This is a genomic window from Deltaproteobacteria bacterium (assembly GCA_016709225.1).
GTDB classification, from domain to species: Bacteria; Myxococcota_A; Polyangia; order Nannocystales; family Nannocystaceae; genus Xiheibacterium; species Xiheibacterium phototrophicum.
Window position 1 is genome coordinate 908,573 of sequence record JADJEE010000002.1, and the last position, 23,607, is coordinate 932,179.

At 71.6% G+C, this 23,607-nt stretch carries 21 protein-coding genes; 12 read left to right on the forward strand and 9 right to left on the reverse strand.

Features of this window, described 5'->3' with window-relative positions; genetic code table 11:
* Positions 1–10: 10 nt before the first annotated feature.
* A complete protein-coding gene (locus tag IPH07_17930) occupies positions 11–727 on the reverse strand; it encodes a hypothetical protein (GenBank protein ID MBK6919280.1) in 717 nt (238 codons plus the stop codon).
* 91 nt (positions 728–818) lie between these two features.
* On the opposite strand from IPH07_17930, the gene IPH07_17935 reads away from it, so the two are divergent.
* Complete coding sequence (locus IPH07_17935) at positions 819–2,372, forward strand: hypothetical protein (GenBank protein ID MBK6919281.1); 1,554 nt, start codon at positions 819–821, stop codon at positions 2,370–2,372.
* Between the two features lie 27 nt (positions 2,373–2,399).
* Here IPH07_17935 and IPH07_17940 read toward each other — a convergent pair whose 3' ends face one another.
* Both IPH07_17940 and IPH07_17945 read right to left on the reverse strand, forming a co-directional pair.
* A complete protein-coding gene (locus IPH07_17940; GenBank protein ID MBK6919282.1) occupies positions 2,400–3,008 on the reverse strand; it encodes a hypothetical protein in 609 nt (202 codons plus the stop codon).
* A gap of 2 nt (positions 3,009–3,010) precedes the next feature.
* Complete coding sequence (locus tag IPH07_17945; GenBank protein ID MBK6919283.1) at positions 3,011–3,874, reverse strand: DUF4349 domain-containing protein; 864 nt, start codon at positions 3,872–3,874, stop codon at positions 3,011–3,013.
* 122 nt (positions 3,875–3,996) lie between these two features.
* Here IPH07_17945 and IPH07_17950 point away from each other — a divergent pair, with 122 nt between their 5' ends.
* The gene (locus IPH07_17950) at positions 3,997–5,565 is read left to right on the forward strand and encodes a M20/M25/M40 family metallo-hydrolase (GenBank protein MBK6919284.1); all 1,569 of its coding nucleotides are present in this window, start codon (positions 3,997–3,999) and stop codon (positions 5,563–5,565) included.
* 10 nt (positions 5,566–5,575) lie between these two features.
* Here the strand turns inward: IPH07_17950 and IPH07_17955 are convergent, their stop codons facing one another.
* Positions 5,576–6,298: a metallophosphoesterase gene (locus IPH07_17955; GenBank protein MBK6919285.1), complete on the reverse strand. Its 723-nt coding sequence runs from the start codon at positions 6,296–6,298 to the stop codon at positions 5,576–5,578.
* Positions 6,299–6,322: 24 nt separating this feature from the next.
* Positions 6,323–6,676, reverse strand: a complete 354-nt coding sequence (locus IPH07_17960) for a hypothetical protein (GenBank protein MBK6919286.1) — start codon at positions 6,674–6,676, stop codon at positions 6,323–6,325.
* Positions 6,677–6,770: 94 nt separating this feature from the next.
* Here IPH07_17960 and IPH07_17965 point away from each other — a divergent pair, with 94 nt between their 5' ends.
* On the forward strand, positions 6,771–7,535 hold the full coding sequence (locus tag IPH07_17965) for a sulfite exporter TauE/SafE family protein (GenBank protein MBK6919287.1): 765 nt from the start codon (positions 6,771–6,773) through the stop codon (positions 7,533–7,535).
* A 29-nt stretch (positions 7,536–7,564) separates the two neighbouring features.
* On the opposite strand, the gene IPH07_17970 is transcribed toward IPH07_17965, so the two are convergent.
* Positions 7,565–8,851: a VCBS repeat-containing protein gene (locus IPH07_17970; protein ID MBK6919288.1), complete on the reverse strand. Its 1,287-nt coding sequence runs from the start codon at positions 8,849–8,851 to the stop codon at positions 7,565–7,567.
* Between the two features lie 174 nt (positions 8,852–9,025).
* Here IPH07_17970 and IPH07_17975 point away from each other — a divergent pair, with 174 nt between their 5' ends.
* Complete coding sequence (locus IPH07_17975) at positions 9,026–10,975, forward strand: protein tyrosine phosphatase (protein MBK6919289.1); 1,950 nt, start codon at positions 9,026–9,028, stop codon at positions 10,973–10,975.
* A 22-nt stretch (positions 10,976–10,997) separates the two neighbouring features.
* Here the strand turns inward: IPH07_17975 and IPH07_17980 are convergent, their stop codons facing one another.
* Complete coding sequence (locus tag IPH07_17980; GenBank protein MBK6919290.1) at positions 10,998–11,681, reverse strand: response regulator transcription factor; 684 nt, start codon at positions 11,679–11,681, stop codon at positions 10,998–11,000.
* A 212-nt stretch (positions 11,682–11,893) separates the two neighbouring features.
* On the opposite strand from IPH07_17980, the gene IPH07_17985 reads away from it, so the two are divergent.
* The 4 genes from IPH07_17985 to IPH07_18000 all read left to right on the forward strand — a co-directional run bounded on the left by IPH07_17985 (position 11,894) and on the right by IPH07_18000 (position 17,328).
* On the forward strand, positions 11,894–12,796 hold the full coding sequence (locus IPH07_17985; protein MBK6919291.1) for a PDZ domain-containing protein: 903 nt from the start codon (positions 11,894–11,896) through the stop codon (positions 12,794–12,796).
* Positions 12,797–12,848: 52 nt separating this feature from the next.
* Positions 12,849–15,218 carry an endopeptidase La gene (gene lon / locus IPH07_17990; GenBank protein MBK6919292.1) on the forward strand — a complete coding sequence of 790 codons (2,370 nt, stop codon included), beginning with the start codon at positions 12,849–12,851 and terminating at the stop codon, positions 15,216–15,218.
* An 893-nt stretch (positions 15,219–16,111) separates the two neighbouring features.
* On the forward strand, positions 16,112–16,837 hold the full coding sequence (locus tag IPH07_17995; protein MBK6919293.1) for a hypothetical protein: 726 nt from the start codon (positions 16,112–16,114) through the stop codon (positions 16,835–16,837).
* A 164-nt stretch (positions 16,838–17,001) separates the two neighbouring features.
* Positions 17,002–17,328 carry a hypothetical protein gene (locus IPH07_18000; GenBank protein MBK6919294.1) on the forward strand — a complete coding sequence of 109 codons (327 nt, stop codon included), beginning with the start codon at positions 17,002–17,004 and terminating at the stop codon, positions 17,326–17,328.
* Positions 17,329–17,407: 79 nt separating this feature from the next.
* On the opposite strand, the gene IPH07_18005 is transcribed toward IPH07_18000, so the two are convergent.
* Positions 17,408–18,118: a hypothetical protein gene (locus IPH07_18005; GenBank protein ID MBK6919295.1), complete on the reverse strand. Its 711-nt coding sequence runs from the start codon at positions 18,116–18,118 to the stop codon at positions 17,408–17,410.
* Positions 18,119–18,272: 154 nt separating this feature from the next.
* On the opposite strand from IPH07_18005, the gene IPH07_18010 reads away from it, so the two are divergent.
* Positions 18,273–19,043 (forward strand): PEGA domain-containing protein, encoded by a 771-nt coding sequence (locus IPH07_18010; GenBank protein ID MBK6919296.1) that lies wholly within the window; start codon positions 18,273–18,275, stop codon positions 19,041–19,043.
* Positions 19,044–19,137: 94 nt separating this feature from the next.
* Here the strand turns inward: IPH07_18010 and IPH07_18015 are convergent, their stop codons facing one another.
* The gene (locus tag IPH07_18015) at positions 19,138–19,800 is read right to left on the reverse strand and encodes a glutathione S-transferase (GenBank protein ID MBK6919297.1); all 663 of its coding nucleotides are present in this window, start codon (positions 19,798–19,800) and stop codon (positions 19,138–19,140) included.
* Positions 19,801–19,927: 127 nt separating this feature from the next.
* Between IPH07_18015 and IPH07_18020 the strand changes: the two genes are divergently transcribed.
* The 3 genes from IPH07_18020 to IPH07_18030 all read left to right on the forward strand — a co-directional run bounded on the left by IPH07_18020 (position 19,928) and on the right by IPH07_18030 (position 23,595).
* On the forward strand, positions 19,928–21,439 hold the full coding sequence (locus IPH07_18020) for a trypsin-like serine protease (GenBank protein MBK6919298.1): 1,512 nt from the start codon (positions 19,928–19,930) through the stop codon (positions 21,437–21,439).
* A 94-nt stretch (positions 21,440–21,533) separates the two neighbouring features.
* Positions 21,534–22,541 (forward strand): hypothetical protein, encoded by a 1,008-nt coding sequence (locus IPH07_18025; GenBank protein MBK6919299.1) that lies wholly within the window; start codon positions 21,534–21,536, stop codon positions 22,539–22,541.
* A complete protein-coding gene (locus tag IPH07_18030; GenBank protein MBK6919300.1) occupies positions 22,510–23,595 on the forward strand; it encodes a hypothetical protein in 1,086 nt (361 codons plus the stop codon). The genes IPH07_18025 and IPH07_18030 overlap by 32 nt, the downstream gene beginning before the upstream one ends.
* The last annotated feature ends 12 nt before the right edge of the window (positions 23,596–23,607 follow it).

The following is a 23,607-nucleotide window of genomic DNA, read 5'->3' on the forward strand; positions in this document are numbered from 1 at the left end:
GCTGCACGCGCTACGGTAACACGCCGCCATCGCGGCGGCGCGCGACAGCGACGGTGATCCACGCCGCCAACGCGAGCGCCGCGGCGACGATTGCCGCAGTGACGGCCTCGCGGTGCTGCGGCACCTGCAACGTGTCGAGCAGGACGCCGCGCACCGGCGCCGAGGCCTGTCCGCCGAGGTCGACCAGGGTTGCCGCGAGCTCGGGCGCGAGCGCCTCGGTGTGGCCTCGGAGCACCACCACACCCTCGCCGCGGGGGTGATCCGACCGCACGCGTGCGACCACGACCGCACCGCCGGTGACGATCGCACCTGCGCGACCCGTCATCGGGATCAGCACCGCGTCGGCGGCCTTCGACTGATCGGGGAGCTCCCCCTCACCGACGCGGTACTCGCCGAGCACCCATGCGTCGCGCAGGACCCCGGCGACCTCGAGCCACGTGGGTGGTTCGCCCTCGAGGTTGGTCTGCGAGAGGTCGACATGCGGCCAGTCGTCGCGGTACGCGACGTCGACGAGCCCGCGCGCGCGCGCGGCCGCGAGTGCGGCGGCCGCCGCCAGCACGACCGCGACCAGCGTGGCGCCGCGCTGCTGCGCCGGCCGTCGCCACGGACGCGACGCGACGAACGCGACGCACAGCCACGCGAGCGCCCACCACGGTGCGGCGGGTCGCGGCGCCAGCACGAACGCGACGAGCGCAGGCACGAGTGCCCACGGCAACGAACGGAGCATCGCGGCGAGCACCGGTGGCGATGATAGCCGCTTCCCCGCGCGCGCCGTCGCCTTCGAGGCCCGCGCGCTTCGTGCTACCTTCGCCGCGTCCATGCCCGTGTTCTTCGCCGCTCGGCGCACGGCAGTGCCGCGAGGTCACCGGCCTCGCTCGACGCCCGCCCGCATCGGCGTCGCGGCGGTGCTCGGCCTGCTCGCGGCCTGCAGCCGCGAGCGCGACCCGCTGGCTTGGATCGGCGAGCGCGCCGCGGTGGTGCGGTGCACGGCCGCGGGCCGCAACCCGCCGGCGCCGGCGATCCAGGGCGTGCCCGCGCCGCCGGTGCCGACCGGTCTGCTCGCGCGGCAGCTCGACCCGATCGCGCTCGACGACCTCGGCTTCCAGCGCGACACGACGGTGTGCGCGGTGCTCGAGGCCCCCGCGAGCTCGACCATCGACATCGCGAGCTCGGGCCTGCCTGCGATCCTCACGCTGCACGACAGCGTCGACCGCGAGGCCACGCGCATCGGCGGCCGCTGCACCTGCGAGGCCGCGCGCGAGCTGGGCCTGCGCGATCTGGTCGCGTCGTGCATGCAGACCCCGACGGTGCCCGGCTGCAACACCGACGCGCTGACCGGCAAGCTCGCCGTCGCGCTGGCGCCCCTCGAGACCGCCCTGGGCTCGATCGAGCTGCCGTGGACGCACTGGCGCCTGGTCGGCAAGACCGACCGGCCGGGGTGGTTCGTGGAGCACGTGCAGACGCTGGTCGCCAACCACGGCGGTGGGTCGCAGGTGTTCGTGCGCGGCGAGCCGCTACCCGCCCGCGTCGACGACAACGTGCGCGCACTGGTGGATCTCGAGCACGTGGTGGCGGTGGTGCGCCAGGACTCGGGTCGCGCGCTGGTGGTGGTGCGCGAGCGCGACGGCATGCTCGTGCTCGATCACTTCGCGCAGCCGCCCAGTGAGGTCCCACGCGCGCCGCTGACCGACCGCATCTTCGCCGCGCAGGTCACCACGCTGGCGGCCGCCCTGGCGCCGCCGGTGACCAGCCGCGCGCCGCTGTCGTCCCCCGACGACGGCACCCTGGTCGAGTTCGATCGCGCGATGCTGGAGGAGCTCGATCGCGCCGCCATCGCGACCTCGCCGCTGCTCGCCGAGCGCTTCGTCGAGCCCACGGACACCCGCTTCGTGCCGCCGGTGCTGTTCGATCGCGTGGCGTTCGTGGCCCCCTACGGCCACGATGGCAAGGTGCTGCGCGCGATCCAGCTGTTGTCGGCCGAAGGACTCGCGTGGGCGCAGACCGTCGGCAACGAGCCGCTGCTCGGCCACACCGACGCGCTGCGACTCGCCGGCCGCTCACCCGGAGCGCTCGAGCTGCCCGAGGGCATGCGCTTCGCGCTGCGCGGCACCGAGGTCGAGGCCGCGGGGCTGCACGGGCTGCATCGGCTGCCCGAGTTCGCCGACGCGCTCGAGCGCCGTGCGCCCGGGGCGATGGGCGGCGAGGTCTCGGCGTGGACGTTGTCGGCGCCCGCCGGCGAGCTGCCGCCACCATTCGACGGCGGCGCCGCGTTTTCGGGCCTGCGCACGCTCTCGCGCGCGCAGGCCTACGAGCTGTCCTCGAGCTTCGACACCGGTCGCACGCGACTGACGATCGAGGCGCGTCCGCGCTGATCGACCGTTCGTCGGCGTGCGCTCCACTCACGAGCCCGCGGCGGGCTTGTCGTCGCTGGCGAGCTCGGTGGTATCGCCTGCTGCGGCCGCGGGTGCACTCGCCGGCGCGGTGAGCTTGTCGGGCTGGGGGCCGTCGCAGACGCGCGTCCACGACCTGCAGCCCCGCACCACGGTGTCGCTGGCGATGCCATCGACCTTGCTCATGTACGTGCTGCGCAGCGCGGCCTCGCCGGCGAGCTGCAGTGCGACGACGTTCGCGTCGCTCACGAACAGCACCACCGAGTAGAACTTGTGGGCCTCGGTGCCGGGCGGTTGGTACGAGAAGTCGAAGCGGGTGCCCATCACGCCGTTCTTGCTGCGCGCGGGCTGTTGGCCCTCGAGGGTGTAGCCGCGCCGAGCCAGCTTCTTGACCAGATCGACGCTCCAGAACTGCAGCGTGCCGCCGTCGACGTTGTCGAACACCGCGAGGTTGAGCCCGACGTCGTCGCCGGCCTTCATGCGGGCGCCGTACTTGCCGGCGTTGACCTCGGCGAAGCCCGCGGGGGGCTCGAGGTCGAACGAGCGGCAGCCAGCGCCCCCCACCAAGGTCATGAGCGCGAGCGAGCAGGTTGCGAGGATGGTTTCGATGCGTCGCATGGTCACTTCCACTCCGTGGCTTCCACACCCAGCGAGTCCACCCAGGGGAACGGGTCGTTGCTGCTCGGCGTCGGGGTGTTGGGTCCGCGCTCGTACATGGTCAAGGTGAGGGTCGAGAACGCCACCAGCGAGTCGATCTGCCGCATGCGCCCCTTCAGCACCTCGAGCTCCGCGCTCACCTGGTCGAGCGCCTGACGCACGTGCAAGGCCTCGTCGACCGTGCGAGCCTTCGACAGCAGCTCGAGCAGCTGCTTGTGGGTGCCCTCGAGCGCGCGCACGCGGGATTCCATGTCGGTGTACTCCGCCCCGACGTCCTGCGTGGACAGTGAACGCGCCTCGACCACGCCGTACTCCGCGAGCTCCTTCATCGCCACCCGCAGCTGCTTGGCGGGGATCTTGAGCACCATCGAGCCCGCCTCCATCGAGTGCACGTAGCCGCCGTAGCGCTCGGGCAGCGCCTCGGCCTTGTCCATCGCCTCTTGGAGATTGAACACCGACAGGTGCATCGCGCCGGTGTAGATGATCATCCGGCCGTCGAGGGCTTGGCGCGGCTCTTCGACCGCGGGCGTGGCGGGGGCGACCTCACCGAGCTTGCCGGCGGGCGCCGCCATCACCGGCGCCGGCGCGTAGCTCTCGTCGCCGGCGCTGCGGTCGGCACTGCGTTCGCGTCGCGCGGACTTCTTCATCTCCCGCGACGTCATCGACGGCGCGTCGTCCGAGGACGCGTAGTCGGCATCGGCATACTCCGCCTCCACCGTCCCACCGGCGTCGCCGGGGGCCTCGAACGACCGCGCCGATGCGCCCTTCATGCAACCAGGCGCGAGCAGGCCCAGCGCCAACAACCATCGCAATCGTAGTCTCGCCATCGTCAGGTCCCCCGTTCGTGCGGTTCGTAGGCGCGGAACGCCGGCCGATGACCGCGCCTTACAACACCGGCTCACATCGCGACTTGCCGCGGGCAGGCAAAGTTGGCGAAGCTCTAGCGCCCATGCCGCGCCACCTGCTCGTCCTCGCCCTCGTCGCACTCGTTCCCGGCGGCTGCGCCAAGCGGGTGCCGCCCGGTGCGATCCCACCCACCGCACCGGTCGAGCTCACCGAGCCCGACGTCGACGAGGACGGGATCGACGACGACGTCGAGCCCATCGAGGGTGAGGGCGCCGCCCCTGCGGCGAGCGACGACGACGGCTTCGGCGCCCCCGCGGACGCCAAGTCCGGCGGCGGTGCGCCGGCCAAGCCCGCCGCGCCGGCAGCCGGTGGGCCCACGCCGAAGTGGGCCCAGGCCGCGGCGACGAAGATCGCCGGCCACGCCAAGGGCAAGCGCAGCGCGTGGGATCGCCTCGCGACCATGGTCGATCGCTTCGGTGCGCGACCGAGCGGCAGCCGCAGCCTCGAGCAGGCGATCGACTGGGCGGTGGAGACCATGCGCAGCGACGGTCTCGCCAACGCACGCCGCGAGCCGGTGATGGTGCCGCACTGGCAGCGCGGCAAGGAATCCCTGGTCGCGCTCACGCCGACGCCGCGAACGCTGCGATTGCTCGGGCTCGGTGGCACCGTCGGCACCAAGGGCACCCTGCGCGCGCCGTTGATGGTGGTGGGCGACCTCGACGAGCTCGATCGCCGTGCCACCGAGGCGAAGGGCAAGATCGTGCTCGTCAACCAGAAGATGCCGCCGTACGACCACGAGCGCGACGAGTCGGGCTACGGCACCGCAGTGCGGCCGCGCTCCGAGGGCGCGTCGCGGGCCGCGAAGCACGGCGCGGTCGCCCTGCTCATCCGCTCGGTCACCGCGGTCAGCCTCGACAACCCCCACACCGGCGCGATGCGCTACGACGACGCCGTGCCCAAGATCCCGGCTGCCGCGGTCACGATCGAAGGCGCCGAGTTCCTCGCCCGCACCGCGGCCCGCGGGCCGGTGACCATGCAGCTGTCGATGGGTGCGAAGCGGCTCCCCGACGCGCGCAGCGGCAACGCGATCGCGGAGCTGGTCGGCCGCGAGAAGCCCGACGAGGTGGTCGTGATCGGCGGACACATCGACTCGTGGGACGTCGGCGACGGCGCCAGCGACGACGGGGCCGGCTGCGTGATGGCCATGGAGGCCGCGCGCATCCTCAAGGAACTCGAGCTGACGCCGCGCCGCACCATCCGCGTGGTGCTGTTCACCAACGAAGAGTTCGGGCTGCGCGGCGGCAAGGCCTACTTCGAGGCCCACGGCAAGGAGCCCCACGTCGCGGCGATCGAGTCCGACTCGGGCGCCGGCGCGCCCCAGGGCTTCGGCGTCGCGGGCAAGGACCAGGCCCCCGTCACCGCGCTGCAACGCTTCGCGCCGCTGTTCGCGTCGCTGGGTGCGTCGGACATCGAAGCCGGCTGGGGCGGCGCCGACATCTCGCCGCTGACCGAGGCCGGCGTGCTGAGCCTGTCACTGCGACCCGACGGCAGCCGCTACTTCGATCTGCACCACAGCCCCGCCGACACCATCGACAAGATCGATCCCGATCACATCCAGCGCAACGCGGCCGCGATGGCCTTGATGGCCTACATCCTCGCCGAGCGCGAGTAGCCGGCGCGGGTCACTGCGCGGCCGCGATCTGCACCACGCGATCCTCGTCCTGGCACCACGCGGTCAGACGGCCGCCGTACACACAGCCCGAGTCGAGCCCCATCACCCGCGGCGTGCGGTAGTGGCCACGCCACGCCCAGTGGCCGTGCACGACGAGGTTGCTGCCACGGTAGAATTCGTCCCACGGCCGGTACGGTGGCGGGCAATCCTGCGGGGCACGATCGAATTTGCTGCGCACGCCGTCGGCGGTGCAGCAGCGCACGCGGGTCGCGAAGGTGACGTCCTCACGCTGCAGCCACGCGTCGTCGTGCACACCACGGTGCACGGCGTCCGCGACCGACTCGAGGTTGGTCCAGCGCGGGTGGATGCCGGCGTGCACCAGCCACGCGTCGGGGCCACGCCCACGCGAGCGCAGTCGCACCAGCGGCGGCAGCCCGCGCAGCATCGCCAGCAGCGCCTCACCGTCCTCGGCGGCGAACAATGCATCGAGCGTGTCGCGCTTGCGCGGCCATGCGCCGCTGCGGGCGCACAGGGCATAGACCTCGTGGTTGCCGATGACGCCGCGGCCGCCGACGTCGCGCCACAGCCGAGCTGCGGCGAGCGAGTCGGGTCCGCGGTTGACGATGTCGCCCGCGGCCCACAGCTCGTCCTGCGCCGGATCGAAGTGGATCTCGCGCAGCAGCCGCTCGAGCTCACGGGCGCAGCCCTGGATGTCGCCGACGACCCACCGCACGATCGCGCCCCATTCTAGTTCGGATCAGGCCGCGAGCACACGCGCGAGCAGCTGCTCGACCGCCGCGCCCTCGCGCAGCGGACCGCCGAGCGAGGTGAGCACGAAGGTGTCCTCGCCGATCGTCAGGGTTCGCGCGTGTAGCTCCTGGCGGGAGAAGCCGAAGTCGCCGGCGCGCTCACCGAGGGTGCCGTCGACCACCGCCGAGCCGACCGCCGACAACGCGTCGAGGTCGACGTCGCCGACGCCGCCGAGCAACAGGCCGTCGACGTCGGAGACCACGGCCGCGCGGACCTCGGGCTCGGTGACGTTGCGGGCCAGGAAGATCCGGATCGCCCGGGTGGGGTTGGGGCTGCGGAGCACGCGTCGATCGGGCTGCATCGCCGCATCTTGGCGCACCGCCGCCGGCGATCGCAAAAAGCCGGCGCGATCGTGGCGCCCCAAAGCGGCCCCAAGCCAGGCATGCTTCCAGGCCGTGGCGATCGATCTCGCGGGGCCGGCTGGGCTCGTGCTGCTGGTCGTGGTCGCGACGATCGCGAGCGTGGTGAACACCATGGCCGGCGGCGGCGGGCTGCTGGTGTTGCCGACGCTGATGGCGCTGGGCCTGGGCCCGATGGCGGCCAACGGCACCATGCGTGTGGGCGTGCTGGCACAGAACGTCACGTCGGTGCTGGCGTTCCGTCGCGAGGGTCTCGGCGATCTGCGCCTGGTCGCGCGCCTGCTGCCCGCGATGATCGTCGGCGCAGGTGCGGGCGCGTGGCTGGCGACCGAGCTCGACGAGGCACTGCTGCGACCGCTGTTCGGCGTGGTGCTGGTGCTGTGGGCGGTCGCCCTGTTGCTGCGCCCTGCGCGGTTCTTCAGTGTGCCGGAGGCACCGCGCAGCCCCGGCTGGGGTAGCCACGTCGCGTCGCTCGCGATCGGGGCCTACGGCGGCTTCCTGCAGGTCGGCGTGGGCTTCCCGCTGCTGGCGCTGCTGGTCACCGGGCTCGGCCACGCACCGGTGCGCGCCAACGCGATCAAGGTCGCGCTGGTGTTGGGCTTCACGCTGGTCTCGCTGTCGATGTTCGCCAGCGCGGGGCAGGTGCTGTGGCGCGAGGGCGTCGCGCTGGCGATCGGCGGGGCCATCGGCGGCTGGATCGGCGCCGCGTGGCAGGTCCGTGCCGGCGCGGAGATCGTGCGATGGTTCGTGATCGTGACGGTCGCCGTGAGCGGCGCGGCGATGCTGCTGCGCGCGATCTGAGGCCGCGACGATCGCCGATCGTACGCCCGTCAGGGCGCCGACATCACGATGTCGACGCCGGCGTCGCCGGCGATCACGAGATCGGGCAGCCCGTCGTCGTCGAGCCGCGCGATCCGGATCCGCCGCCCGCCGCCCGCCGTGAGCAGTGGCGCCGTGGGCTGCAGATCGGCCTCGCCGTGATTGCGCCACACCTGCACCAGATCGTCACCGACGAGCACGAGGTCGACGTTGCCGTCGTCGTCGACGTCGCCCGCCGCGACGTCGAGCATCGCGGCGTCGACCACCAACGGCACCGCGGCGTCGAGCGTGCCGTCGCCCAGGCCGCGCAGCAGCGCGAGCGTGCCGCTGCCGGGCACCAGCCCAACGACGTCGAGCGCGCCGTCGCCGTCGAGATCGGCCGCGTCGATTGCCGCTGCCATGCCGCCGCCGGCGTTCACGGTCACCGTGGGTGCCTGCCCGGGCGCCGCGACGTGCACGTCGAGGTAGCCGGTGGTCGAGCTCGCGAGTACGTCCACGAGACCATCGCCGGTGAAGTCGCCGACCACCGCATCGACGTAGCCATCGAGTACGCCGGCGTGGAGCGAGAACTCCCAGTACGCCAGGGCGCCGTCACCGTTGCCAGTCCAGTAGTCGATCTCGGGCTTGCTGGTCCACGGCATGCCGATGTCCATGTCGTCGTCGTCGTCGAAATCGCCGACGACCAGCAGCCCGTGGGGTGCATACGAGTACTGGAACAGCCCCGAGGTGAGGCCCGCAGCGCTGCCCGGCATCGTCACCAGCGCCGCGGCCTCGTCGGCCCCGATCACGTCGTCGAAGCCATCTTCGTCCAGATCGGCGACCGCGATCTCGGCCAGCGCGACCCCGGGCGCAAGCGCGGCGCCAGGGCTCCACACCCCGGCGGCGTCGCGCAGCAGCGGCAGCACCTCCGCCGCGCGCGGAGCCTCGCGCTCGGGCAGCACGAGCAGATCGGGCCGGTCGTCGCCGTCGATGTCACCGACCTGGACGTCGATCACGTCGGCGATCGCCACCCGCATGACCGCCAGCCAGCACAGCTCGCCGGCGATCGGGATGCCGTCCCCGCAGCCGCCCACGGCCCCACCGGTGGTGTCGTCGCCATCGGTGGTGCCCGCGCTCGACGATGCCTCGACCGGCCCGGTCGCGTCCGAGGCCGCTGCGCCACCGTCGGACGAGGGTGCCGAGCCCGACGTGTCGTCAACCGCCGCGACCGAGGTCGACGCAGCCGAGCTCGTGGCGGGCCCATCGTCGGCCTCGATCGGATGACCGGTGCAGGCCACGGCCGCAGCCGCCAACGTCATGCCGACGCGGCATCGTCCGCCCCACACGCTGGGCCCGCGACGCGCCATCGTTGCACGATACCACGGCGCGCACGACCCGGCGTTTCGCGAGCACATCGAGGCTCCTGCGAGGTCGCACTTGCCGTCGCCGCCGGCGGTGGTGTGTAGTGATCGACGCGTGGTGACTTCGTAGTGGTGGCCCCCGACGACGAGGTTCCCGAGCGAGATCCGTCGATCGGCGGCCCCACGGCGGAGCACGCGTCGCAAGTCGCAGGTGCCACCGATGAGCTGGACAGCACCGTGCGCGCGTCGTTGGCTGCACCGGCGCCAGTGGCCCCGGGCTTCGATCGCGCGCGGCTCGGGCGCGCGCTGACGCTCGGCGGCGGCGGGTTGCTGCCGGTCGGCGTGGGCGTGGTGTTCGGCTTCTTTGCCGCCGACCGCGGGGTCCGCTGGCTGCCCAGCATGCTCGGGATCCTGCTCGTGCTCGCGGCGGTCTCGCTCGCCGCCGTGCTGGTGGGCGGGGTGCTCTCCGGCGGCGTGCACCGCATGACGCCCGAGGGCCGCCGGGTGCGTCGACGGGTGCTGGTGGTGTTGGGCCTGCTCGCGCTGGCGCTGACGGTGCGCCTGGTGTTGTTCTGGGTCACGCAGCCGACGCCGCTCACCGCGATGTCGCCGGCCGAGTTCAACCGCGCGTTCGCGGCCGACGCCACGCAGTACCGCGAGTACGACGAGAACCTCCGCAGCATCATCGACGCGCTGGCGCGCCGCGAGTCGGCCTTCGCTGCAGACGCCGTGCTCGGTCCACAGGACGAGACCGCGCTGCGGCAGTCGTGGGCCGCACTCCACGACGCCGCATTCGCGCTGGACCAGATCCGCGAGTTCTACGAGGACTGGTACCGCTTCGATCCGTCCCGCGCCGAGCGGGATCGTCACCTGCGGAGCTTCCTGCTCACCTTCGCCGCCGAGCTCGCACTCTACGAGAAGGCCGCGCGCTTCGTCGCGTTGGTCGAGCGAAACCCCAACGCCGTCAAGTTCCTCGACGCGCCCCACGACGCACTCGCGCTGCCGGCCGGATCGTTGTCGCGCTTCAAGCAGGAGCTGCTCGGCGCCCGCGATCAGGCGCGCGTGATCGCAGGCCAGCAGTACCTGCGCTGGCTCGCGAGCGCCTTCGAGGGCGAGACCGAGGCCGATGGGCTGGGCGTGTCCTGGCTGTGGCGCGACATCGAGGCGCACATCGCATCCGTCACCGCGCTGGGGATGCTGGCCCGCACCGACATGCAGCTGGCCGCGGACGTGCAGGTGCTGCGACGCGCAGTGCGACGGGCGTGGTACCCGGCGCAGAGCAAGGTCGCGGAGTGGATGGGCGACACCCGCGTGCGTCGCCCCGGCTGGTACCTCATCGACGAGGCACAGCAGGAGCGCATGGACGCCGCGGCCGAGCCCGGCGACGTCATGCTGTCGCGCAAGAACTGGTACGTCAGCAACGTCGGGCTGCCGGGCTTCTGGCCCCACGCGATCCTCTATCTCGGCGCGCCCGACAAGCTCGCGGCCTACTTCGACGACGATCCCGAGGTGCGCGCGTGGTTGCGCGGACGCAGCGGCCGTGACGAGGGACTCACCGACTACCTCGCGCGCGAGCATCCCTCGGCATGGCTGCGCTATCAGGCCGGCACCGCCGAGGGCCCTTACCGCGTGATCGAGGCCATCTCGGAGGGCGTCAGCCTCAACACCCTCGCGCACGCCTCGGGCGACTATCTGGCGGTGCTGCGGCCGCGGCTCGATCGCCGCGCCAAGGCGCAGGCCGTGGTCGAGGCCTTCGCCCACGAGGGCAAGCCCTACGACTACGACTTCGACTTCGCGACCGACCACGCGTTGGTGTGTACCGAGCTGGTGTGGCGCTCGTACCGGCCGGGCCCGGACAAGCCCGGCCTGCGCATCCCGCTGGTCGACATGGCCGGTCGCAAGACCCTCCCGGCCAACGCCATCGCGGGCCTCTTCGCAGCCGAGCGCGGGCGCGCCGAGGCCCAGCTCGACTTCGTGTGGTTCTACGACGCCCACGAGCACGAGCGCCGCGCGTTCGAGGCCGACGAGGACGCCTTCGCGCGCTCGTTCGAGCGCGTGAAGTGGGACATCGCCCTGCGCTAGTCGCTTGGTTGGCGCGCCGCCGTCACAGCATCACGACGCCGCGCTGGACCGCGCGGACGACCGCCTCGGTGCGCGTGCTGGCGTCGAGCTTGCCGAGCACTGCGTTGACGTGGAACTTCGCAGTATGGGCGCTGATGCCGAGGCGGTCGCCGATCTGCTTGTTCGACAGGCCCTCGGCCATCAGCTGCACGACCTCGTGTTCACGTGCGGTGAGGCTGTCGGGCTCGCGCGTGCCGGTCACCGGGCGAGCGGTGGGCTCGAGGTCGGTGCCCAGCTCGAGGTCGCGGTCGAGCTCGTCGGCCAGCATCGCATCGGTGACGCGCAGGCCGTGCAGCACGCTGCCCAGCGCGCTGCTGACGGTGGCGCTGGGGCTCTCGCGGCCGACCACACCGGCGATGCCGGCCGCGACCAGCTCGCGCCGCTTGATCGCCGCGGGCGCGAGCGCCACCACTGGCACCTGCAATCGCGAGAGCGCGGCCACCAGCTCGGGCTCGTGCTCCCCGATCGGCCCCAAGTCCCACAGCACCACGTTGGCGCCGCTGCGTAGCACCGCGTCGCCGAGGTCGTCGGCCAGCGCCGCTTCGCCCGCGGCGGCGAGCCCGAGCCGGCGGGCCAGACCTTCTCGTACGAGCGGGTCATCGGCGAGCACGAGCGCGCGGGTGGTGTCGGGGGCGAGGACGTCGATGGTGGTGTCGATGCGGTTCATGGGCGCCGGAGCACGAGGCCGCACGCGACCTTCGTCGCGACAGCTTGAGGCCATCCATGCAGACGTCAACCGACCTGCGTGGATCCGGTGACGCGCCGGGCGTCAGCTGGCCAATCGTGCGGGCGCGCCCACCTGCAGATCCGTCCGTTCGGGCGACTTTCGCCGGGCCTCGGGGTCGCCACGATGTGGACTCGAAGGACCAACACAAGCCCATGGACGAACTCCACCATCGCCTGCCGGATCTCGCCGCCACCGCCGGCGCCGGCCTCGTACGCGTCCAAGGACGCCGACATCGTGCGGCCACCGGTGTGCGGTGGCAGCCCACCGGCGCCGCCGCCGGACTGGTCGTGACCGCACTGCACATCGTCGATCGCGACGACGCCGTCGCCGTAACAACGGCTGCGGGCGTGACGTCCGAGGCCGAGATCATCGGGCGCGATCCCGGACTCGACCTCGCGCTGCTGCGCGTACCCACCGAGGCGCTCGGCGAGGCCACGCCGCTGGTGTGGCGCGACACCGCAAGCCTGCGGGTCGCGGAGCCGGTGCTCGCGCTCTCGCGCCCCGGGCAGAGCGTGCGCGCGGCGTTCGGCGTGCTCGGGGTCGTCGGTGGCAGCGTCCGTCTGGGCGGCGGCGGCACGCTCGAGCGCTACATCGAGATCGATCGCGAGCTGCCCCGCGGATTCTCCAGCGCGCTCGTGATGAGTCCCGACGGCGGCGCGGTCGGCCTGGCCATGCGTGGCCTGGCGCGCGACGCATCGGTGGTGCTGCCCCACGCCACGCTGGCGCGTGTGCTGCCCCTGCTCGAGCAGCACGGCCACCTGCCACGCGGCTACATCGGCGTCGGAGTCTACCCCGCGCGGCTACCCGCAGAGCATGCCGCCAAGCTCCAACGACGCGGCGCGGTGATCGTGGTCGCACTGCAGGACGAAGGCCCCGCCCAGAAGGCGGGCATGCAGATGGGCGACATCGTGATTGCCGTCGACGACGAGCCGGTCGTGTCACCGACCGACCTGCGCGCGGCGTTGGAGGATCGCGCGGGTCGTCGCGTGACGCTCGCGGTGCTGCGCGGCACCGAAACCATTCGCATCGAGGTCGAGGCCACCCAGGCCAGCTGAACCCAACACCTTCGCCGCTCTCCTCAGTCGGCGCTCGAAGAAGGACCCCACCATGAGCTCCATCAAGTACCCCACCGAAGTCTCTCTGCTCCCGCTGCGCAGCGGCGTGCTGCTGCCCGGCTCCTCGATGAGCATGCCGGTCGGCCGTCGCCGGTCGGTCGCGCTGGTCGAACGTCTCGAGCCCGGCGCGATCGTCGGTGTCGCAATCCAACGCGACCCCGACGTCGACGACCCCGGTCGCATCGATCTCCACGACATCGGGACCTACGCCCGCGTGGTGAAGGTCCAGCGTGTGCGCGAGGGCAACACCTACCGTGTGCTGCTCGAGGGCCTCGCGCGCTTCCACATCGACGAGTTGCTGCAGAGCGAGCCGTACCTGCGCGCCCGCGTCGAGACCCGGGCAGACGTCGTGGTCGACGAGACCTTGGTCGACGTCCTCGCCGAGGAGCTGCGCACCCACATGAAGGCGCTCGCAGCGGCCGCGAATCCGCAGCTCATCGAGATCATCGACGCGGCCAAGGACCCAGGGCTGTTGGCCGACCGCGTGGTTGCGGGGCTCGACGTCGATCGCACCCGCGAGATCGAGATGCTGCACACCGTCGACGTCGCGGCGCGGCTGCGACTGTGCGCCACGCTCATCGCCGAGGCCCGTGCTCGCTTCGAGCTCAAGCAGAAGATCGGCGACGAGGTCCGTCGCGAACTCGGCAAGGACCAGCGCGAGGCGATGCTGCGCCAGCAGCTGCGTGCGATCCAGAAGGAGCTCGGCGACGACGGCGACGGCACCAGCGACAACGACCTGCTGCGCAAGAAGCTGGCCGATGCCAACCTGCCCGAGGAGGCGCAGAAGCTGGTCGATCGCGAGTTCAAGCGGCTCGAGAGCCTCAATCCCGCGGCCCCCGATGCCCAGGTCACGCGCAACTACCTCGAGTGGATCGCCGATCTGCCGTGGGACAAGCGCGCCGACACCTCGCTCGACATCGACGCGGTCGCGGCCAAGCTCGACGCCGATCACTTCGGGCTCGAGAAGGTCAAGCAGCGCATCCTCGAGCACCTCGCGGTGCTGAAGCTGTCGGGCAACACCCGCGGCACCATCTTGTGCCTCGCGGGCCCACCCGGCGTGGGCAAGACCTCGCTCGGACAGTCGATCGCCGACGCGACGGGGCGCCCGTTCATCCGCGTGGCGCTCGGCGGCGTGCGCGACGAGGCGGAGATCCGCGGCCACCGCCGGACCTACGTCGGCGCGCTCCCGGGTCGACTCATCTCGGCGCTGCGCAAGGTGAAGGTGAAGAACCCGGTGATCCTGCTCGACGAGGTCGACAAGCTCACGCAGGGCTGGATGGGCTCGCCCGAGGCGGCGCTGCTCGAGCTGCTCGACCCCGAGCAGAACAAGAGCTTCACCGACCACTACCTCGAGCTGCCGTTCGACATGTCCGAGGTGATGTTCATCGCGACCGCGAACAGCCTCGAGCCGCTCTCGGCCCCGCTGCGGGACCGACTCGAGATCATCGAATTGAGCGGCTACACCGCCGAGGAGAAGCGCCACATCGCCCGCGGCCACCTGGTGCCGCGCAAGCTGGCCGAGCACGCGCTCGACGAGGAGAGCCTGACCATCACCGACGACGCGCTCGATGCGATCGTGCGCGACTACACCCGCGAGGCGGGCGTGCGCCAGCTGACCCGGGAGATCACCAAGCTGTGTCGCGCACTCGCGCTGCAGAGCGTGCGAGGGCACGCGGGCAAGACCCCGCAGCTGTCGATCGACGCCGCGGATCTCGGGAAGTACCTCGGCAAGGTCCGCTTCTTCAACGAGATCGCCGAGCGCACCGCGGTGGCGGGCGTGGCGACCGGCCTGGCATGGACGCCGGTCGGCGGCGACATCCTCTTCATCGAGACCTCGCGCATGGCCGGCAAGGGCGGCCTGCAGATCACGGGTCAGCTCGGTGAGGTGATGCAGGAGTCGGCCAAGGCAGCACTGACGTTCGTGCGCAGCAACGCCGACGTACTCGGTGTCGATCCGAGGGTCATCGAGACCCACGACGTACACATCCACGTGCCGGCGGGTGCCGTGCCCAAGGACGGGCCCTCGGCGGGCGTGACGATGTTCACCGCACTCACCTCGCTGTTCACGGGACGCAAGGTCCGCTCCGACACCGCGATGACCGGCGAGGCCACGCTGCGCGGCCGCGTACTGCCGGTCGGTGGCATCAAGGAGAAGGTGATCGCGGCCCATCGCGCGGGCATCAAGCGGGTGATCCTGCCCAGCAAGAACCAGCGCGATGTCGACGACATCCCCGAGAAGGTGCGTGACGAGCTCGAGATCCTCTTCGCCGAGGACATGCTCGAGGTGTTGCAGGCAGCACTCGAACCCGACGCGAGCGGAGCCCGCGTCGCGGCCAGCGGACCCGCGGCCGCCGCGGTGTAGCGAACCGCCGAGGGCAGTGCGCCCCTGGCCCCCCTTGCGCGCGCGCGGCCGTTCGTCCTCCCCGGGGACGAACGGCCCGCCGACGACGCGAGCGGGGGCCAGGGGCGCTCGTGCATCGCGAGCTGGACGTGGCGGGGAATCGCCGCCGCCACTACGCTGTCGCCAAGCGATGCGGGCACGCCCGCGACGAGTGCTTTCGATGCCCCTGCCGCCGGCGCCACGCGAACCATCGACTGCCCTGGCGCCCGCCGTCGAGACCGTGCCGGCGCGCTCGGCCGACGCGCACGCGCTCGAGCTGCGCGCCGCGCTCGGCGATGGGCTCGCCGAGGTGACGATCGCCGACGCGGCGGCGCGCTCGGGCCTGTCGCTGGCCGACGCCGAGCGCGGGTTGCATCGCCTGAGCCTGCGCCATCGCGGACACCTCGCGGTCACCGAGCGTGGCGAGCTGCTGTTCCGGTTCCCGCAGGGCTTCGCGATCGACCACCAGAAACGTGATGCGCGACGCGAGGCGCTGGCACGGGTCGGGCGCGCCGCGACGACCGTCGCCAGCTGGGTCGCGCGCCTGGGACTCACGATCTTCTTGGTCGGCTACGCGGGCGTGTTCGCCATCGGACTACTCATCGCCGCGATCGCGCTGGCGTTCGCCAGCGAGAGTGACGGCCCGCTCGAGGGCGCCGGCCTGATCGTGTGGGGCGTGCTCGAGCTGGTGTCCGAGGGGCTCTACTGGTCGATGCACCCCGCGCTCGCCAACGACGGACAGGCCCGCGCGCTGCGGGATCAGGGTCGCAAGGCGCACTTCTACGAGCAGGTGAACCGGCTGTTCCTCGGGCCCCCCGTCGCGCGCGACGATCCGCAGCGACTGCGCCGCGCCGTGACGCAGGAGATTCGCGCCCGTGCCGGTCGCATCGCGTCGCTCCGACGTGGAGCGCGTGACCGGCTTGCCACCGGCGCAGGCCGAGGCACTGCTCACCACGCTGGTGGTCGACTACGACGGCCACGTCGAGGTCGACGACGACGGCGCGATCCTCCACGCGTTCCCAGCCCTGCGACCGACCACGGCGGCGCTGCCGGCCGAGCAGGCCGCGACGCCCGCGTGGCTGCAACCGGTGCCGCGGCCGCAGTTCGCGGGCAATCCCAGCGGACGCAACGCGGTGATCATCGGAACCTGGGCCTTCGTGGTGGCGCTCGCGGGTGTCGGTGTGGCGATGGGTTTGCCGTGGTACCTCGCCGAGCTGCCGTGCTTCGGCGGCCTCGCGCTCGGCGCGGTGCCGCTGCTGCGCTACCCGAGCTTCCTGCGGCGCCGCGCGGCGGCGCTCGAGGCCGCAGGCTCGCGCGCGATGCTGCAGACGATCCATGCCGCGGCGAGCGAGCGACGGGGCGTGACGATCGAGGAACTCACGCAGACGTGGCGCGAGTCGACCGGCGTCGCCCCCGATCCCGACCAGCTGCAGCGACGGTTGCTCGAGCACGGCGGCGAGCTCGTCATCGACGACGACGGCGGCACGCAGTGGCGCTTTCGCGAGCTCGAGCAGGAGTTCATCAGCCTCGCGAGCGCGCGCGACCACAGCTCCAACGACGAGCAGGCGACAGGCGCCGTCGTCTTCCGCAGCGACGCTTGAACGCGTGCGCCGCAGATCGCGTGCGCGGGGAAAACTTGCGCGTTGGGGTTGCGAGAGGCGACCTCGGGCCTTAGGCTCCCTACAGGGTGCAGCCGACGTGCGGCTGCAGGATCCGGGTTGGTCGGGCCGCCAGCCCCCGCGGAGAAGCTCCGCGGGAGGCGCCCATGGTCCCTTCTCGTGATCCGTCCATCGCCCCTTCGCCGAGCGGCAACGCACTGCTTCGTCTGGTGTGGATGTCGGCGTTGCCGGTCGTTCTGCTCTTGATCGCGCTCATCGCCGACAGCGAGCGCTGGACCTTCGGCGCCACCGACATCGTGTTGGTCGTCCTGCTGGGGGCCGCGATCGCGGCCCGCGCCATCGACACCCTGCGCTTCCACGGCAGCACCGCCGACGGCGAGCCCTCGACGCGCGCGCACGTCGTCCGCTACGCGGCGACGTTGGTGTCGGTATCGATCGCTGCCTGGGTGGTCGCGCAGTCGGTGACGATCTGAGACGCGGCCGCGCAACTGCGGTGAGCGGCGATGCGCGCGGCTGATCGGCGCACGGATCGTCGTCGAGCTCGCGGACCGCTCACCTCGCGGTCTCGAGCGACGCGCACGCGCGGACCAGCGCGTCGACATCGCCCTCGCGGGTCCAGTGGAACTCGAGCGTGCGCAGCTCGCCCTGCTCGCGGCCGTTGACGGTGACGTGCAACGCGTCGCCGTCGCGCAGGTAGAGCAGGCCGTGGGGGAAGTCGTGGGTCGGGTTCTCGAACACCGCCGCCGGTGCAGTGCCCGGGTCGGTGCGGTGGAACGGCGTCGCGTCCTCGCGGCCGCCAGGGCGAGCGAGGTAGACCGCACGCCCGTCGTCGTCGGCGATCGCGATGCGCTCGAACGCGACCTGCCGATCGCCCACGGTGGTGCGATTGTCGGCGACCAGGCTGCCGTCGGCGCGGGGGCACCAGGTCTCTCGGATCGTCGCCTCGCCGTCGCGACCCGACCACGCACCGACCAACCAGTGGAACGTCGACAGCGGCGGCCGCCGCAGGGCATCGATCGTGACCGCGGTGAGATCGACGACGGGTCGCGTCGAGGGGGCCTCGCCGCGCAACGCAGCGCCATGCTCGTCGACCAGCACGGCGATCGACGACGCTCGTGCGAGCGCGAGCGCGACGAGGCGCGCACTCAGCTCGAGGTCGTGCCGTCGCTCGTCGTCGGCGTCAGGACCCGCGAGCGCATCGCGGACCGCCACGAGATCGACCCGCGCGGCGGCGCCGGCTGCAGCCGCCCCATCGGGGGCCACGGGCGTGGCCGCGCCATGGCATGCGCCCACCAGGACGAACGAGCAGGACCATGGAGCCGGGAACGCGCGCCAGAGCACGGTGCATCCTCGCACGGCATTGGTTGGTGGCGCCGGCCACGGCCCACGACGCGGCCGCGTGCTAGGTTTCGTCGGCATGCACCGTCTGCGCGCGCTCGCGACGTTCACCCTCCTGCTCGGCGCCTGCACGCAGGCGGAGGATCCCGCCCCCGCGCCGCCGCCTGCCCCCGTCGAGCCCGCGCCCGCGTCGGCCCCGCAGGTCTTCGAGGTCACGATCGCCTCGGTCCCCAGCGGCGCCGCGGTCACGCTGCAGGGCGCCGAGCTCGGCGTCACGCCCTACGTGCTCAAGTACAAGCGGCAGACCTCGGTGCTCGTCACCGCCGACGGCTTCTTCGCCAAGGAGATCACGGTCGGGCCGGATAGCGACCCCACCGTCGTCGCCACGCTCACGCCGCTCGACGACGACGGTGGTGCGACCACCGGTGCTGCACCGCTCGACGGGCCCGACACGGGTGCCGTCGCGATGGCCGACAAGCCGCCACCGACCGCCGACGCCAAGGCGAGCGCCGGGCCCAAGCCCGCCAGTGCGACCAGCAGCGGGGCGAAGTCCGCCAGTTCGTTCCCGACCACGCCGAGCAGCAGCGGCACCGCGACGCCGCCGGCCGACATCGACAAGCCCGCACCCAAGAGCAGCAGCCTCCCCTACGACAACGTCGCGGCCGCGAAGGCGGACTACCAGGCCGGCAAGATCAACCGCGACACCTACGATCAAGCCGTGCGGAAGCTAAAGGCGCGCCGCATCGACAAGCTGCTCGTCATCAAGGAGCTGTACCGCCAAGGCACCATCGACAAGGGCGAGTACCAGCGTCGCAAGCGGATCATCGACAACGAGTACAAGGGGGTTTGAACTGGGGGCGCCCCGACGCGTGCGTCGGTGGCGTGGTCGGTGTCGGTCTCGCGCCGTGGGCCCCCGCGACGCCGTCGCCATCGCCGGCCAAGCGTCAGAACATCTCGCCGCCGCGCTCGACTGCCCGCTGGAACGCCGGCCGTGCGCGGATCCGTGACAGGTACTCGCGCGCGCGATCGGTGGGCCCGTGCTTGCCCGCGCGCTCGACCAGCGCGGCCACCGGGTAGCTCATCTGCACGTCGGCACAGGTCAGCTCGACGCCGCCGAACCACGGCGCGCGCGCGAGCTCGGCGTCGATGAACTCGGTGTGCCGTGCGAGGTTGGGGTGCGTGAAGGTCTGGCCGACGCCGTCGGCGATGCGGCGCGCGATCGGCTTGGCGAAGAACGGCAGCGGGGCCGAGCGCACGCGTGAGCACACCAGCTCGATCAGCAGGAACGGCATCAGCGAGCCCTCTGCGTAGTGCATGAAGTAGCGGTGCCGCGCGTGGTCCTCGCTGTCCTTCGCCGGCACGAAGCGACCGTCACCGTAGCGATCGACGAGGTACTCGAGGATCGCGGCCGACTCGGCGTACACGCGCCCGTCATCGACGATGGTCGGCGACTTGCCCAGGGGATGGATCTCGCGAAGCTTGGCCGGCGCGAGCATGGTCTTGGGGTCGCGGGCATGGCGGACGATCTCGTAGGGCAGGCCGAGCTCTTCGAGCATCCACAGCACGCGGTGCGAACGCGAGGTCTCGAGGTGATGGAGCGTGATCACGCCCGCAGTTACCACGGACCGGCCGGCGCGGCGCCCGGCCATTGCCCGGTCCCGAACCCGGTTATTGCCCGCTTCTCGTGACCTATGTTGCGATTTGGCGTCAGCTATGGGAGCTTTCAGGCCGCCCATGATGCTCGCCATCCTCGTCCCCGCGGCCATCGTCGTCCCCTTGTTCGCCGACGCGGCGCCGCCGGTCGACAGCCTCGCGGTGCCGCTACCGACCACGCAGATCTATGGCGGCGGCGAGACCGAGCAGTGCGGCTGGCCGTCGGTCGCGTACCTCAGCACCAACGGCGGCGCATGCACGGCCACGCTCGTGCATCCGCAGATCATCCTCACCGCCGCGCACTGCGTGCCCAACGACGAGACCGCCACGATCCGTTTCGGTGAGCGGGCCTCGAGCGCGGTGCAGCTGGCCGAGACCGAGTACTGCCGATCGAACCCCGCGTGGAGCGACACCGGCGAGGGCAACGACTACGGGTTCTGCAAGCTCGCCACCCCGGTCACCAACATCCCGGTCACGCCGATCGCATTCGGCTGCGAGGAGACCATCCTCGGCCCCGGCACGCAGGTGACCCACGTCGGCTATGGCAACGATCAAGACGGCAACAGCGGTCGAAAGAAGTTCGTCGAGCTGAACGTCCAGGCGGTGACCAACGTCGGCGAGATCATCACAGGCTCCGGCGGCGAGGGCATCTGCAGCGGCGACTCCGGCGGCCCCGTGATGGTGAAGCTGCGCTCGGCGCAGGGCGGCGACGACACCTGGCGCGTGATCGGCATCCACTCGTGGGCGCAGATGTCGAACCCCGGCGTGTGTGGTGGCACCGCGGGCAGCGTGATCGCCTCGAGCGCGATCGACTTCATCGAGTCGCAGTCGGGCATCGACGTCACGCCGTGCTTCGACGCCGACGGCACCTGGCAGCCGACGTGGGGCTGCCAGGGCTTTCCCATCGATCCGCAGACCGGTGGCGAAGGCAGCTACAACGGCGGCTGTGAGACCGGGCCGCTTGCGGGCTTCTCCGAGGTCTGCGGCAACCCGCTGACCGACTACCCCGACACGGATCCGCCGAGCCTGAAGGTGGTGTCGCCAGTCGGCAACCAGATGTTCGAGGTCGATGGCGGCGGACAGGCCGAGCTGCACATCGAGGCCGAGGCCGACGATGGCGACGGCTGGGGCGTCGCCAACCTCGAGCTCATCATCGCCCCCGAGGACGGCGACATGGTCACGCAGATGCTCGACTGGGCGCCGTACCGGTGGAACACCACCTTCCCGGCCGGCGGCTACAACCTGCGATTGGTCGCGACCGACAATGCCGGCAACGTCACGCAGAGCGACTGGATCGCCATCGGCGTGGGCGTGGCCGCACCGGAGAACCCACCGGGCGAGGACACGACCGGCGGTAGCGACGGTACCGGCGCTGACGCGACCGGCGATGCGGGAACCTCCGATGGGGGTGAGAGCAACGATACCGGTGACGACGCAGCGCCCGCCGATCCTCCGGCTGATGGCGGCGAAGGTGCCCAGGGCTGCGGCTGCGCAACCAGCCCAGTTCGCGTCCGAGACCTCGTGGCGCTGCCCATGGTGCTCATGATGTCGATGTTCGCGCGCGCACGTCGACGACTGCGCACTGCGACGTAGCCGCGCGCGTTGACGCAGTCACGCGTGGGTGCCCATGATGCCGATCGTGGCACCCGTGGGCATACAAGCTCGTGCGTCGCGCACGATCGCAGGCGTGATCGTGTCGGCGCTGTCGTGGACGGCGGCATGCGGCGACGAGCGGACGCCAGAGCAGGACGACGCCACCGCGTCGGGCATCAGCGTGTCGTCGTCGGCGACCACCGGCATCGATCCCAGCGGGGTGAGCGACACCGCCGACAAGCTCGACGTGCTGGGCGGCGACGGTGGCATGGGCGGCGACAGCAGCAGCGACGCCGGCTGCAAGAAGGTCGACCTGCTCTTCGTCATCGACAACTCCGGCAGCATGGCCGACGAGCAGTCGAACCTCGCAGCCAGCTTCCCCTCGTTCATCACCGCGATGCGGCAAGAGCTCGCGGACACCAACGGCTACAACGTCGGCGTGATCTCGAGCGACGCCTACGCTGGCGACTTCTCGTGCTCGCTGCAAGATGGCGTGCTCATCACGCGCACCGCGGGTGCCGATGCGAGCAACGCGAACTGCGGGCCGTTCATGTCGGGTGGCCGCTACATGAACGAGACCGACGATCTCGAGACCAAGTTCGGCTGTGTCGCGAAGATCGGCACCTCGGGCGACGGCAACGAGCGCCCAATGACGGCGCTGTCGGCTGCACTCTCGCCGGGTCTCGCCGGTCCCGGCGGCTGCAACGAGGGCTTCCTGCGCGACGACGCGCTGCTGGTCGTCATCATCATCACCGACGAGGAAGACGACCACGAGGTCGACGGCTGCATGCAGGAGCCGCAGCCGGGCTCGTCCGGCGATCCCAACGGCTGGTTCCAGGCCGTGATCGCAGCCAAGGGCGGCGACGAGAGCAAGGTCGTGGTGCTGTCGCTGGTCGGCCCCGCGGAGCAGCCGCAGTGCCCCGCGCTCGACAAGTGCAACGGCGGCATCGATGGGGCCGAGGTCGCGACCCGCATCCTCGAGTTCACCAACATGTTCACCTACGGCTTCGTCGGGCCCATCTGCGAGCCCTACGGTCCGTTCTTCCTCGAGGCGATCGGTGTCATCAAGAGTGCCTGCGACGACTTCGAACCCCCGGCCTGAACGCCTCTGGGCGCTACTGCTACTGCTCGGATGCGGCTCCGACCCGAGCGCCGGCTCGGGCGCGGGTGACAGCGGCACGACCAGCGGCGCCGAGGTCACGTCTGCCTTCACGACCACCGTCGATACCGGCTCGACGGTCGGCACGGATGCGTCGGGCTCGGCTGGCGGCAGCTCCGACGGCACCCGCGGCAGTACCAGCGATCCCGACACCGGCGGCCCGCAGCCCGACGACTGCATCACCGACACCGCCGCCGGCCACCACGCCTTCGCGTGCGATGGCATCACCTACGATCTCGAGGTGCCGCCGCAGTGCCTCGCCGGCGGCTGCGGCCTCATCGTCGACGTGCACGGCTTCACCATGAGCGCGCAGATGCAGGACGCCAACACCGGCATGCGCGCCCGCGGCACCGAGCACGACTTCATCGTCCTGCAGCCCAACGCCAACCCTGCGCCGCCGCTGGCCAGCTGGAACCCCGCGACCGACGACGACAAGGTCTTCGCGTTCCTCCAGCGGGTCGCGACGGTGTTCGCGGTCGACCCCGATCGCATCCACTTCACCGGTTTCTCCCAGGGCGGTTTCATGAGCTGGCGCTTCGCGTGCGACCACGCCGACGTGCTGGCCTCGGTGGCGCCCGGCGCCGCGTGTGGCAACGGCGGCGGTGCGTTCCCCGACTGCGTCTTCGACGACACCCACGCGCCGAGCGAGCCGCTCGACATTCTCTACCTGCACGGCACCACCGACGCGCTGGTGAACATCGCGTGCGCGCAGCCCCGCATCGACGCGGTCGTCGAGCACTTCGGGCTCGGGCCGGCGATGCAGGTCGAGCAGGACGGCAGCCATCGCTGGATCCGCCACGAGAGCGACGAGATGGTGCTCGAGTACATCGAGCACGACTACGCCGCCGCCTCGCCGCTCATCCTCGGCCACTGCTTCCCCGGCAGCACCGACCCCGGCGACGCACCCGGCCAGGTGTTCTCGTTCAGGTGCGAGGGCGACAACGCGTTCGTGTGGGGCGAAGCGGTGATGGACTTCTTCCTCGCCCACCCGAAGTGATGGCGAGGGCGC